Genomic DNA, 12,800 nt, shown 5'->3' with positions numbered 1-12,800 from the left:
CCAATACCAAATCCCCCATTTCTTTTGAACGAAATGTAGCAATTCTTCAAACGCTCCCCACAAAATGGACGTGACCCTTTGTCAGCTTAACCAGAATCCCAAAATCGTGTCAAGATCTTTGATGTCTTGAGCACAATCGATCTTTTGAGCTTCCATTAGCTCGAACCAATATCGAAACTCTTCAGCCTACTTAAGTGCAATTCTTAGTTTGTGTATCCAATCTTTCCGACTCTCTGCTCTCTTTGATTCTCGAATATTTGCCCCAATTGACGTACTTGATCTGACAAATTGAGAACTCAATTCTCGATATTCCGGAGGCAACTTCCCTTTCCACTTAAAGGAATTTCAGGCAAACTCGAACGACTTCCTTTGTAGCGCTTCGTACATTCCACCCATGTAATACCTTCCAGGGCCAATCTTTGTCCTTTTGACTTTATTAGTCATTGAATAAATCAATTATTCCAATAATTGAAACTGACTGTATATCATACAACTGACTTTACTGAGTAAACCTTATTCGAAGCTATGCTTCGAACTGAGTTCCTATAAGAAATATGAATTCGTTTGTAACAAATCGTATATTCTCGCGTCTACTATAAAACCTTCTCTCTTGAGCACTATCCTCAACATCTCTCAACTCAGTAAGTCTTACGGAAAGGTCAAGGCTTTACAGCAACTCGACATGTCCATTGAGCGTGGGCAGGTACACGGTATCCTAGGACCGAATGGCTCTGGTAAAACTACGACCCTCGGTATCATTCTCGGCGTGCTGAACGCGGATAATGGATCCTTCGACTGGTTCGGAACCCCCGTACTTCACAGGAGTCTACAGCGAATAGGCGCCATATTGGAAACGCCGAACTTTTACCCATATCTCAGCGCTGTTAAGAACCTCGAGGTCGTTAGATTGATCAAGGGAGTTGAAAAACATCGAATCGATGAGGTTTTGGAGCAAGTGAACCTCGCGGGTCGCAAGCACGACAAATTCTCAACGTACAGCTTGGGTATGAAGCAGCGCTTGGCCATAGCCTCCGCTCTGCTTAATGAACCTGAGATCTTGGTTCTCGATGAACCTACCAATGGCCTCGATCCTCAGGGAATTGCAGAAGTTCGCGAACTGATCATGCGTATTGCACGAGAGGGAACCACCATTTTGATCGCGAGCCACTTACTGGATGAGATCGAAAAAGTTTGTTCCCACGTGACCATATTGAAACAAGGGAAACGCCTTTTTACCGGACCTGTGGACGAAGTCTTTGCAACGGCCGGATTAATAGAGGTCGGTGCCGTCGATCGAGACGCGCTTGAAAAAGCATGCCATGGGTATCCTGGCATTAAGAGCATCAGTCACGATGCTCGTAAACTACATCTCAACCTAGAAGACAAGGTAGATCCGGCGGCACTGAATAAATTCTTGGCTGAGCAGGGAATTCTGGTAGACCATTTGGTGTACCGAAAATCTAGTCTAGAGCAACAATTCCTCGAACTCGTAAGCAAATCCAAATGATCAGACTACTTCGCATAGAATGGCTAAAACTCAGAAATAGCCGCGCATTCATCATTATCGGTGGATTCTACGTTCTGCTCATGGCCTTGGTGGCGTGGGGAATGGGCTATGTCCACTTTGATGTAGGAACTCAAAATGGGATCAAAACCACGATCAACCTTGGCAAACTGGGTTTCTTCGACTTCCCCTATATCTGGAAAAATATCAGCTATATCGCCGGCTTTTTCAAGTACATACTGGCCATACTCGTGGTGATCTTCATCAGTAATGAGTACAGTTACAGGACCGTTAGACAAAACGTCATCGACGGGCTTTCTCGACAGGAGTTCATTACTTCAAAATTGCTCATGATCCTTATGTACTCGGTGGTAAGCACGATCTTGGTTGTGCTGATCACGACGATCTTAGGAATACTCTTCTCAAACAATCAAGCATGGGACGTTATCTTCCTAAAGATCGATTTCGTTCTGGCCTATTTTCTGGAGACATTGACCTACCTCATTTTCTCCTTCTTCGTCGCCTATTTGATCAAACGAACTGGATTCGTGATCATAACCTTGGTACTCTACACCTTCGTCATAGAACCAATTGCCGTTTGGCAGATTGGAGAACCTGTAGGTAAATTCTTACCCATACAAAGTATTCGAGAAATGAGCGAAATTCCGTTCAAAAGGTACATCAAGGACATTGTTGAGCTAAACATCATGGAGAGCGCCGATATCTCGGCCATGTTCCGAACGATCGTCTGGGGGGGGGTCTTTACTTGGCTGACCTACTACCTCTTTGGAAAGCGAGATATCCTGAGTTAAGGGCTTTACTATCTTTGCCTCAATGAAAGAGGTGAAACCGGATAAAGACCAGTCGTTGAAAAGACAGATTCACGAAGTAATTTTCGAAGCGGATACGCGTGCCGGAAAGATCTTTGACGTCGGTCTTTTCATTGCCATTATCTTGAGTTTGATCGCCGTTATGCTGGAAACTGTCCCCGGCTATCGCGAAACTCACGGCCAGAGAATTAGGATCATCGAGTGGATCTTCACGCTCCTCTTCACGATTGAGTATTTACTTCGCATATACAGTGTAACTAAGCCTTGGCGCTACGCTAAAAGCTTCTACGGAGTTATAGACCTCTTGTCCATTCTACCCACGTATATAGGCCTCTTCTTTGCCGGAAGTCAAGCTTTGATGGTCATTAGAGGAGTTCGACTTCTTCGGATATTCAGGGTACTCAAACTCAGCCGCTACCTCTTTGAGGCCGAAATGCTCGGAAAAGCGCTGAAGGCTTCACAACGAAAGATCACCGTATTCCTGTTGGCCGTAGTTACCATCGTCATGATCGCCGGTGCCGTTATGTACGTCGTTGAAGGTGGAGAAAATGGATTCGACAGTATCCCAAAAAGTATTTATTGGGCCATCGTAACGCTTACCACGGTTGGTTATGGAGATATTTCTCCGGGAACCACACTAGGACAATTCATTGCCTCGTTCATTATGATCCTGGGTTATGGAATACTAGCCGTTCCCACGGGAATTGTCACCTCGGAAATGAAACGGATCGATTCCAATGATCGGCATACCAATAATGCCTGTCCGCACTGCAGTGCTGAAGGGCACCGAGGAAATGCTGAATTCTGCTACAATTGCGGAGGAAAACTTGACTGATGGAGAACGAAAAGTACTTGGTCGTTGTAGCAGGACCAACAAGCGTAGGAAAAACGGCCTTGAGCGTGCAATTGGCTTTGAATCTGGAAACGGAGATTCTTTCGTTTGATTCACGTCAATTCTACCGCGAAATGAAGATCGGTACCGCACCTCCCAGCGAGAAGGCGCTTTCGTTAGTGCCACACCATTTCATATTTCACAAGTCGATACACGACGAGTATTCTGTCGGCGCCTACGAGCATGATGCCCTTCAAAAGCTGGGGCAACTTTTCCACAAAAAGGATGTAGTCGTTGCGGTGGGTGGCTCGGGCCTCTACATGGATGGATTGACCAAAGGCCTAGACGAGTTTCCGAAAGTGGAGCCCGGAGTTCGTTTAAAATTGAATCAGGAATTTAGAAAGTTCGGCATCGAGCATTTGCAACGCGAATTGGCCAATGCCGATCCCGAGTACTACGCCGAGGTCGACCTGAAGAATCCGGCCCGACTCATTCGCGCGTTGGAGATCACCCGGCAAACGGGCAAACCCTATTCGGGATATCGCAAGCAAGATCCCAAAACACGGTTTTTCAAGACCATCAAGATCGCATTGAACCTCAATCGCACCAAGATGTACGATAGGATCAATCAACGGGTCGATGAAATGATGTTGCAAGGACTTTATGAAGAGGCCAAGGAACTTTACCCTTTCCGCGAAAAGAATGCCCTTCAAACCGTTGGGTACCAGGAGCTGTTCGATTACCTAGGCGGCAAGTGGAACCTCGAAACGGCGGTCGAAGAGATCAAAAAGAACACGCGCCGTTATGCGAAGCGTCAACTTACCTATTTACGGGGCGATGAGTCCGTTCACTGGTTCAAGCCAAACGACCTCAATGCCGTGCTCCAAACCATCGAATCGGTCCGAAATGAAGGCACTTAGTACCATTTGCCTCTTTTTATTCGGAATTTCGGCCTACGGCCAGATGGCCATTGGCGGTTCCATCGGCGCCGGAGCGCATAGGGTGTACTTCGATCCATCTGTGAATCAAACCCTTCAAACGAGCCTGGATCTGAGGTTAGGTTTTCAATATGTCAACGAAAGGAATTCCGGGGTATCTCTCGAAATCGCACAAACCCGGCTGGGCTGGGTATTAGACGACGAGGACTCTACGTTTTCAGTAGAGTGGCCCCAAACCGAACTCCGCTTCTACTCTCACTTCAATATTGGAAAGGGGGTACACCGCATGCCCATTCAACTTGGTCCTTTCGTTGGTTACGCAACAGGCGATTACCCGACCAACGATCGACTCCGTTTTGGTTTGAGCCTTGGAACGGGGTATGCTTTACAAGCAGAACAGAACATCTTCCAGATCATGGTTCACTTTCGCCAGGAGCTCGTTCCTATTTTTCCGGTCGACGACTACCTCTATAGTTTGCCATTATCTGCTACGGTAAGTGTTGGCTATTACCGACTGCTCCGTTTAGAATGAGAACCGCTCCCCTTCGTTAGCGGCAAAGGTTTGGGTAAATATGGTGCGCGCCTCCTTGACCAATGCGTCGATATCGTCGTATCGAGCCGAAAAATGACCAATGATCAATTTCTTCACCCCACCTTTTTGAGCCATCGTTGCCGCGTTCATTGTAGTACTGTGCTTGGTCTTATCGGCACGGGCTACATCTTTGTCTGCAAAGGTTGCCTCGTGATAAATTAGATCGGCACCCGAAATTGAGATCGCATTATCAGCCTTATAAGCCGTATCGGAGAAGAACACGTAGGTCTTAGGGTCAGGAGGGGCCGTTGTAAGCTCCTCATTTGGGATAACGGTACCATCTCCTCTATCCCGGTCCGCCCCACCTTTGATTTGATCTCGTATGTACTTCGGAATACTGTACTCTTCCAGCTTTTCCTTGATCAGGTTTCTGGGCTTCTTTTTCTCTGTGAATTTGAATCCCCAGGTATCAATACTGTGGTCCATCAATAAGGTATCGACCACCACTTTCCGCGTTTCGAGGATTCGCTCTTCTCGATTTGGATCTAAAGAGTGAAACTCAATGGGGTATTTCAGTCTGGACCCACTAACCTTGAATTGTAACTGCAGTACTTCCCACAGATCTTTTGGGCCATACACATGCAGTGCTTTACGTTTATCGAGCAGATGTAAACTGCTTAAAAATCCAACGAGGCCGAAGAAGTGATCTCCGTGTAAGTGGCTAATGAATATGTGATCGATCTGCCCGAAACGCACGTCATTTCGGCGCATTTGAATCTGTGCACCTTCACCACAATCGATCAAGAACAGCTCATCGCGCATGCGCAGAATTTGGCTGGTCGGAAAGCGGTTCGAAGTAGGAGTTGCGCTTCCACAGCCGAGTATGAGCAGTTCGTTGGGATTATTCATGAATGGTGACTCTTCGGGTAAGTGTACCCCGATCGGTCGAAAGCTGTATCAAATAAATTCCGTTCGAAGGAGTTCCGATGTTAATTCGCGTTTCCGTACCCGGCAAATGCAAGAACTCACCCTGGCTTACAAGTCGACCGCTGAGGTCGATCAGCGTCCACTCAACGGTCTGCTCCGCAATATTCGCCAGTTCGATATTGAGGTGATCAGAAGCTGGGTTCGGGTACAATTCGAGGGACACTTTTTTGTTTTCATTCAACGAGGCAGGTGCATTTACCTGTATCTTGAAACGGTTCTCCGTTTGAAGCGTATCGATCGGAAAGGTCAAAACTTGCAAATACCCTCTTATCCCCACTTCCAGGTTATGCTCTTGAACAGGCCCTGTTGGGGTCCCGAAGATTCGAACACATCCGTTGGTTCCGCCAGGCCATGAGCAGGTGGCGTTATCGCAATTGAAGCTCAATCCGGCGGGCAAATTGTTGATCAACTCCAAGCGGAAGCTATCTACGGTTGCACTAACGGTGGTTCCTGCAAAAACGATCGACGTATCCGATGGAATACCAACCTGGATAACTTGATCGTACATAGTACCGATCTCGGCATCCGGCAAATTAACGGTAGCATCGCCATTAACCGTACTACCGGCGGGAGGGAATATTCCGGGAGCCGTGATGCTGGCATCGGGCGTACACTGCCCCATCGTGCCGTAGGCACTAAAAACAATTAATAAGGAGAGTAGTAATCTTTTCATAGGTCGTATTGTCTTTCTAGTTCGTCAAAATTGAAATAATCGATCGCTTCGTGTTCGGTAGGAACGATCGGGATGTTGTCATCAAAGGCCTTCACTACGGCTTCCCGTGCATTGATTAGCACGAAAGTCCGCTGCTCTTCTATTTGCTTTTCGGCTCGGTCGACCAAGGCATCCACGGCGTCCGGAGTTACCTCGATCGCTTTTTGAACATCAATGATCAGGTGGTGACCTTGATCGTAATGATCCTTCAGCTCAGTTTCCATTTGCCCAAAAACCGTGCCATCGATCAGCTCAACGAAGCATCGTGCGATGAAGTACTTTTCATTTGGTTCTACCTCGAAGATCATGACTTAGCGCGTTCGATTTTAGCCGCCAAAAGGTACAGAACGGCCATTCGGACCGCGACTCCGTTTTCTACCTGGTGCAAAATAATACTGTGTTGACTGTCCGCCACATCCGAGGTGATCTCGACACCGCGGTTGATAGGACCGGGATGCATAATCGTGATCGGATCCTTGAGACGGTTCAGACGATCGAGGTTAACCTGATATTGGGACGAATACTCGCGCAAGGAGGGGAAGAACTTGGTGTCTTGCCGCTCCAACTGAATGCGCAGCATATTCGCCACATCGCACCAATCGAGGGCCGTATCGAGATCTGGCTCCACCTCCACTCCCAGAGCTTCAATATGCTTTGGAATGAGGGTCGCGGGGCCACAAACTTTTACCTCCGCACCCAGCTTTTGGAGGGCGAAGACATTACTGAGTGCTACTCGAGAATGAAGGATATCGCCGACGATGACCACCTTTTTGCCTTCGACTCCTCCGAGGCGTTCGCGAATCGAAAAAGCGTCGAGAAGTGCCTGGGTCGGGTGCTCATGGGCGCCATCTCCGGCGTTGACGATTCGGGAGTCGACATTTTTACTTAGGAACATGGTCGCTCCTGGGTTGGGGTGGCGCATGACGATCATGTCGACCTTCATGGCCAGGATATTGTTAACGGTGTCGATCAGGGTTTCTCCTTTGGAAACTGACGACCCGCTTGCCGAGAAACTGACTACGTCGGCTGAAAGTCGTTTCTCGGCCAATTCGAAGCTCAGCTTGGTTCGCGTAGAGTTCTCGAAGAAAAGGTTAGCAATGGTTATGTCACGAAGTGAAGGAACCTTTTTGATCGGGCGATTAATGACTTCCTTGAATTGATCTGCTGTTTTAAAAATAAGTTCGATATCCTCCCGCTGAAGGTCTTTGATACCGAGCAAGTGATTCACAGATAATTCACTCATGATTTTGGGGCACTGATCAGTTCTACTTTATCTTCACCTTCCGACTCCTTCCATTTAACCGAAACGCGTTCGCTCGCTACTGAGTCCACCGCTCTACCGGTATACGTCGGCTCTATGGGCAAATGACGACTGAATCGACGATCGATCAGAACCAGCAACTCCGCATTTGCGGGGCGTCCAAAACTCAGGATGGCATCCATTGCTGCGCGGACGGTTCGACCGGTGTACAGTACATCGTCAACGAAGATCACGTTCTTACCTTCGACCAGGAAGTCGATCTTGGTTTGATTTGCTTTAAGTGGCTCATTGCGGCGACGAAAATCATCGCGGAAGAAAGTCGTATCCAAATTGCCCAGTTCGACCTTATCGACAATCGAAAACTGCTCGAGCAATAACTTGAGCCGCTCAGCAACGCGTACACCGCGTGGCTGGAGGGCGATCATAACGGTATTGGAAAAGTCTTGATGCCTCTCGATCAGCTGACAGCTGAGACGATGCAAGGTGATGTCCACCTCTTTTGCCGTGAGTAGGGTGCGTTGAGTCATCGCACAAAAATAGCAATAAAAAAGCCGCCCCGATTGCTCGAGGCGGCTTTTACAAAAATTATGGAGGGTGAAGAATTATTTATTCTTCTCGTCTTCTTCCATTTCTTCCTTCAATTTGGTCAAAACATCCAAGTCTCCAAGTGTTGATTTCTCAACTTTCGATTGGATCTTTTTCACGTTGCGTGAAGCTTCATCGGCCTCCTGCTTGCGAGCAGCCGATTTCTGTTTCTTGTCCTCATCCGCGATATCGCGGTGGATCTGCGTGTGAGAAACCACGATACGGCGCGAATCCTTATTGAATTCGATCACTTTGAATTTGGCTTCTTCACCTTTCTTAAGGGTTCCACCACCTTCTTTAGCGATGTGACGTGAAGGAGCAAATGCCTCAAGACCTTCTTGTTCGAATGTTACTTGAGCACCTTTGTCTACCAAGTCAGAAACATTTCCCATGTGCACTGAGCCTTCAAAGAAGATGCTCTCGTACGTATCCCATGGGTTATCCTCTACTTGCTTGTGACCCAAGCTCAAACGACGGTTTTCTACGTCGAGATCCAATACAACAACTTCCAATTCCGCACCGATCTTAGTGAAGTCGGCTGGGTGCTTGACCTTCTTGGTCCAGCTGAGGTCGCTGATGTGGATAAGTCCGTCGACACCTTCTTCCAACTCGAGGAATACTCCGAAGTTGGTGAAGTTACGAACGAGACCTGAGTGCTTAGATCCGAGCGGGTATTTGCTTGTGATGTCAGTCCATGGATCTGGAGTCAGTTGCTTGATACCCAAGCTCATCTTGCGATCATCGCGATCGAGGGTCAACACAACAGCTTCGACCTCGTCGCCAACCTTCATGAAGTCCTGGGCACTACGCAAGTGCGTGCTCCAACTCATTTCGCTTACGTGGATCAAACCTTCAACTCCTGGCTGGATCTCAACAAAGGCACCGTAATCGGCAAGTACAGCTACTTTACCTTTCACTTTGTCTCCTTCTTTGATCTCCTGGCTCAACCTATCCCAAGGGTGCTCATGCAGCTGCTTGAGACCCAATTGGATACGAGTTTTGTCCTCGTCGAAATCCAAGATCACAACGTCGATCTTTTCGTCGAGTTCTACAACTTCGCTTGGGTGGTTGATGCGGCTCCAAGAAAGGTCGGTGATGTGTACCAATCCGTCGACACCTCCCAAGTCCACGAATACTCCGTAGCTGGTGATGTTCTTGACAGTACCTTCGAGAACCTGACCCTTTTCGAGTTTTCCGATGATCTCTTTCTTTTGAGCTTCGATATCGGCCTCGATGAGCGCCTTGTGAGAAACGACCACGTTCTTGAATTCGTGGTTGATCTTCACAACTTTGAATTCCATGTTCTTCTCTACGTACTGATCGTAGTCGCGAATAGGCTTCACATCGATCTGTGATCCTGGCAAGAAAGCCTCGATTCCGAATACGTCTACGATCATACCACCTTTGGTACGACACTTTACGAATCCAGTGATTACTTCCTCTTTCTCGTGAGCTTCGTTCACACGGTCCCAAGCTTTAATGCTGCGGGCCATACGGTGTGACAATACGAGCTGTCCATTCTTATCTTCTTGTTTATCAACGAGTACTTCAACCGTGTCCCCTTCTTTAAGGTCTGGGTTGTAGCGGAACTCGTTCAAAGAAACAACACCTTCAGATTTAGCACCAATGTCAATGATCACTTCGCGATCGGTCATCGAAACGACCTCTCCATCCACAACTTCATTCTCGATAACGCTTGAAAGCGTATCGATGTACATGGACTCCATTTTGTCGTGCTCTTCTTCAGTGTAGGTAACTTCCTCATCGAAAGTTGCCCAATCAAAAGGCTTTTCTTCTTTAACTTCCTCGATTACCTCTTCCAATTTCTCAGAAACGGCTTCTTTACCTTCTGCGGCAGCAGCGGCAACTTCTTTGGCAGCCTCTTCCACTTCTTTAACGGCCTCTTCAGAAGCTTCTTTGGCCTCTTCAACGACCTCAGCAGCTTGCTCAACAGCCTCTTCGGCCTTTTCAGCAACCTTTCCGGTTACTTCTTCAGCGTCGGCTTCAGCAGCAGCTTCAGTGGATTCTTCTTTGGTTTCGGTAGTTTCGGAAGCGATTTCTTCCTCTTTGGTCTCCGCTTCAGTAGCGGTGTTTTCAGTAGCCTCGACTTTCACCTCTTCTACTTCTTGTTTTTTGTTTTCCTCAGACATACGAGGTTCAACTTTGTATCTAAATACGGCGGGTGATGATGCGCCCACATTTAGAGACGTTTAACTCTAGTTCACTCCCTTTCGATTCACCCTTGCGCTCAAAAGGGCTGCAAAGATAAGAATTTAAATTCTAACGTATTGAGATATAAGTAGGTAATGTTCGACAAGTCGATAGAGTCAAGATCGACCGGATATTTCGCTACCCCTTAGGATACTCCACTTCGCGGAGGACATTCTATTCGAGTCGCAAAGACACTTCGCTTTGCGAAGTCCGATTCGGCTTCGCCGAAGTTTGTTTGCAACGCAAGTATATCCAATTTAAGTCCTGAGTCTAGGGCCTAGAGCGCAGAGCTTTAATAGATGTCAATGGCTCATGGTCCATGGCACACAGCTTCCAGGAAATAATCAGAGGTCAACGCAAATCTAAAAACGAAGAACTCCGTTGTCGTTCCCGTAGCCAAAGGTGAGGAATGAGCGGAATTGAGTTTTGCGAAGCAAACCAAGCATGAAGCGAAATAACGAACGGTTGCGCAAAGCGCAATCGGCATAGCGGAACGACTTGACTTTCCGGTCCGTTTTTGGTCAAGCCAAAAGGTACGAATAAATCGGTGGTTAAGAAACGAATTCGCAATAGCTGAAGCCAAAAACGTACTGCTCCGAGTTCATGGTTCATAGTACGAGGTTCGCGTTCATCGTTACTACAAGTTCAGGTAATCTCCCAGGAAGAGGTCGTGGACGTGCAGTTAAATAATCCTCTCGAAGAAGACCCATACTTGGTGGTTCTCGGTCAAGACGGACACGTGGTTTTCCGCAAAAAGTGGAAAAACACCAATAAATATCACGGGCAATTCGTGCTCGATCAATTCCCTGCCGGAGAATACCTCCTCGAAATTCGCCATGCCGACACCACTTTATCTCGCGAACGCATCCACATCGGACTACAAAGCGCTGAAGGAAACATTTCCGAATAAGCCGTAATTTTCGCTCGTGCTGAACAGATTTCTCATTTTTTTTCGATGGATCGGATTCGCCGCCCTCATTGCGGTCACCTTCCGATTCATCGTTTTTTTGGTCAAACTCGTCAACAACCCGTACACTGTAGAGCTGCGCGAAGACCATTTCTTCATCGATGCCGCCGCCTCGCTGATCCTTATGGGGATCGACCATTTCTACCGTCACCGACTTCGAGAAACCAGTCCGAACATCGGCCTAGGCACCCGATTCTTTCGCCATTTCTTCATTTTGTCTTGGTGGGTCGGAGTCCTGATCGTAGGAGCTGCATTTACCCGGATGTGGAGAGCCACGGAACCATATTTCCTCAGTTTTCAGACCCTACGGGTCGAAGTGTTCATAGGCTGGGCTCTCACGGCACTCTACGTCGCTGGAGTAACCGGGGCTTTCATCCTCGACCGATGGCGTCAATCCCTAGCAGAAGTGGAACGATATAAGAAAGAAAACCTCCAAGTCCGGCTCGAAACGCTCCGCGCACAGATCAACCCCCACTTCCTATTCAACTCACTCAATACACTGAGCTCCCTCATTCACGAAGACCCCGAAAGAGCTACGAACTTTTTGCGACGCATTTCACAAGTCTACCGTCACGTGCTCGAAATCCGCGTCAGAGAGATCGTTCAACTGGCGAAGCCTATCGCGACCTCATCGAAACCCGATTCGAAGACAGGGCGAAGTTTTCGACCGATGTGCCTGAAGAAGCACTCAACAAACAACTGCCCCCGTTATGCCTTCAACTCCTCATCGAAAATGCCCTGAAACACAATGAGGTTTCCTTGAAACGGCCTCTGCGTATCGAGCTGATTTACTCGTCGATGCATAAAACACTGTTGGTGCGCAATAACTTCCAACCGAAACAAACCCTTGAAGAATCGACGCGGGTCGGACTCAAGAACATTCAAAGTCGCTATGCAGCATTAACCAACCGAAAGATCCAGATCATACAAGACGAACAACATTTCACCGTTGAATTACCCCTGTTATGACTTCCAGAGAAGAATTCCTGATCATAGAAGACGAGCCCCATGCCCAGCGAGAACTCATGCGCATCCTGAAGGAGTTGGAGCCCAATGTTGAGCTTACGGCCGGAATCGAATCCGTCGAGGATGCCGTCCAATACCTGCAGAATCACTCGTCACCCGATCTCATCTTCATGGATATTCAGCTATCAGACGGTCTGAGCTTCGAGATCTTCGACCAAGTTGAGATCACCGCTCCGGTCATATTTACCACGGCTTACGATCAATTCGCATTGCGAGCCTTTGGAGTCTATAGCGTAGACTACCTCCTGAAACCCGTTGAAAAGGAGAAAATGACTTCGGCCATCGAAAAATACCGTCAGTACTTTGAACCACAAACACACTCTACTCCCATGTACCGAGAGTGTATTGACCCCCTATAAATTGGACAGAAATTATCAATCAATTTAGCAGAGTTTTTGGGTTTAACAATTTATTT

Annotated in this window: 16 protein-coding genes; 9 read left to right on the top strand and 7 right to left on the bottom strand. The window is 47.7% G+C overall.

Annotation, left to right across the window (positions count from 1 at the left end; all coding sequences use genetic code 11):
- Window positions 1-186: 186 nt before the first annotated feature.
- Window positions 187-321, bottom strand: coding sequence for a four helix bundle protein (locus tag J4F31_10400; GenBank protein ID MCE2496967.1), 135 nt, complete (start codon window positions 319-321; stop codon window positions 187-189).
- 289 nt (window positions 322-610) lie between these two features.
- On the opposite strand from J4F31_10400, the gene J4F31_10395 reads away from it, so the two are divergent.
- Genes J4F31_10395 through J4F31_10375 form a run of 5 tightly spaced genes read left to right on the top strand, consistent with a single transcriptional unit; the run spans window position 611 to window position 4,636 of the window.
- Complete coding sequence (locus J4F31_10395; protein ID MCE2496966.1) at window positions 611-1,507, top strand: ATP-binding cassette domain-containing protein; 897 nt, start codon at window positions 611-613, stop codon at window positions 1,505-1,507.
- Window positions 1,504-2,316 (top strand): ABC transporter permease, encoded by an 813-nt coding sequence (locus J4F31_10390; protein MCE2496965.1) that lies wholly within the window; start codon window positions 1,504-1,506, stop codon window positions 2,314-2,316. The genes J4F31_10395 and J4F31_10390 overlap by 4 nt, the downstream gene beginning before the upstream one ends.
- A 22-nt stretch (window positions 2,317-2,338) precedes the next feature.
- On the top strand, window positions 2,339-3,169 hold the full coding sequence (locus J4F31_10385; protein MCE2496964.1) for an ion transporter: 831 nt from the start codon (window positions 2,339-2,341) through the stop codon (window positions 3,167-3,169).
- Window positions 3,169-4,086: a tRNA (adenosine(37)-N6)-dimethylallyltransferase MiaA gene (gene miaA, locus J4F31_10380; protein MCE2496963.1), complete on the top strand. Its 918-nt coding sequence runs from the start codon at window positions 3,169-3,171 to the stop codon at window positions 4,084-4,086. Before J4F31_10385 ends, miaA begins: the two co-directional genes overlap by 1 nt.
- Entirely contained in the window at window positions 4,073-4,636 is a 564-nt protein-coding gene (locus tag J4F31_10375) for a hypothetical protein (GenBank protein ID MCE2496962.1), read from the top strand. Before miaA ends, J4F31_10375 begins: the two co-directional genes overlap by 14 nt.
- Here the strand turns inward: J4F31_10375 and J4F31_10370 are convergent.
- The 6 genes from J4F31_10370 to rpsA form a co-directional block, all read right to left on the bottom strand.
- Window positions 4,628-5,545 carry a ribonuclease Z gene (locus tag J4F31_10370; GenBank protein ID MCE2496961.1) on the bottom strand — a complete coding sequence of 306 codons (918 nt, stop codon included), beginning with the start codon at window positions 5,543-5,545 and terminating at the stop codon, window positions 4,628-4,630. The two genes, J4F31_10375 and J4F31_10370, sit on opposite strands and share 9 nt — an antisense overlap.
- A complete protein-coding gene (locus J4F31_10365; GenBank protein MCE2496960.1) occupies window positions 5,538-6,296 on the bottom strand; it encodes a T9SS type A sorting domain-containing protein in 759 nt (252 codons plus the stop codon). The genes J4F31_10370 and J4F31_10365 overlap by 8 nt, the downstream gene beginning before the upstream one ends.
- The gene (locus J4F31_10360) at window positions 6,293-6,643 is read right to left on the bottom strand and encodes a hypothetical protein (protein ID MCE2496959.1); all 351 of its coding nucleotides are present in this window, start codon (window positions 6,641-6,643) and stop codon (window positions 6,293-6,295) included. Before J4F31_10360 ends, J4F31_10365 begins: the two co-directional genes overlap by 4 nt.
- Window positions 6,640-7,578 carry an aspartate carbamoyltransferase catalytic subunit gene (locus J4F31_10355; GenBank protein MCE2496958.1) on the bottom strand — a complete coding sequence of 313 codons (939 nt, stop codon included), beginning with the start codon at window positions 7,576-7,578 and terminating at the stop codon, window positions 6,640-6,642. The genes J4F31_10360 and J4F31_10355 overlap by 4 nt, the downstream gene beginning before the upstream one ends.
- Window positions 7,575-8,123, bottom strand: a complete 549-nt coding sequence (pyrR, locus tag J4F31_10350; GenBank protein ID MCE2496957.1) for a bifunctional pyr operon transcriptional regulator/uracil phosphoribosyltransferase PyrR — start codon at window positions 8,121-8,123, stop codon at window positions 7,575-7,577. The genes J4F31_10355 and pyrR overlap by 4 nt, the downstream gene beginning before the upstream one ends.
- Window positions 8,124-8,198: 75 nt before the next feature.
- On the bottom strand, window positions 8,199-10,331 hold the full coding sequence (gene rpsA / locus J4F31_10345; GenBank protein ID MCE2496956.1) for a 30S ribosomal protein S1: 2,133 nt from the start codon (window positions 10,329-10,331) through the stop codon (window positions 8,199-8,201).
- A 731-nt stretch (window positions 10,332-11,062) separates the two neighbouring features.
- Here rpsA and J4F31_10340 point away from each other — a divergent pair.
- Genes J4F31_10340 through J4F31_10325 form a run of 4 tightly spaced genes read left to right on the top strand, consistent with a single transcriptional unit; the run spans window position 11,063 to window position 12,744 of the window.
- The gene (locus J4F31_10340; protein ID MCE2496955.1) at window positions 11,063-11,302 is read left to right on the top strand and encodes a hypothetical protein; all 240 of its coding nucleotides are present in this window, start codon (window positions 11,063-11,065) and stop codon (window positions 11,300-11,302) included.
- Window positions 11,303-11,318: 16 nt separating this feature from the next.
- Entirely contained in the window at window positions 11,319-12,101 is a 783-nt protein-coding gene (locus J4F31_10335; protein MCE2496954.1) for a histidine kinase, read from the top strand.
- 56 nt (window positions 12,102-12,157) lie between these two features.
- Window positions 12,158-12,328, top strand: a complete 171-nt coding sequence (locus J4F31_10330) for a hypothetical protein (protein ID MCE2496953.1) — start codon at window positions 12,158-12,160, stop codon at window positions 12,326-12,328.
- Complete coding sequence (locus tag J4F31_10325) at window positions 12,325-12,744, top strand: response regulator (GenBank protein ID MCE2496952.1); 420 nt, start codon at window positions 12,325-12,327, stop codon at window positions 12,742-12,744. The genes J4F31_10330 and J4F31_10325 overlap by 4 nt, the downstream gene beginning before the upstream one ends.
- Window positions 12,745-12,800: the final 56 nt, after the last annotated feature.

It is taken from the genome of Flavobacteriales bacterium (assembly GCA_021296215.1).
Lineage (GTDB): Bacteria > Bacteroidota > Bacteroidia > Flavobacteriales > ECT2AJA-044 > ECT2AJA-044.
Note: the sequence above shows the minus strand (reverse complement) of the source record. Positions and strands in the feature narration are given on the sequence as shown.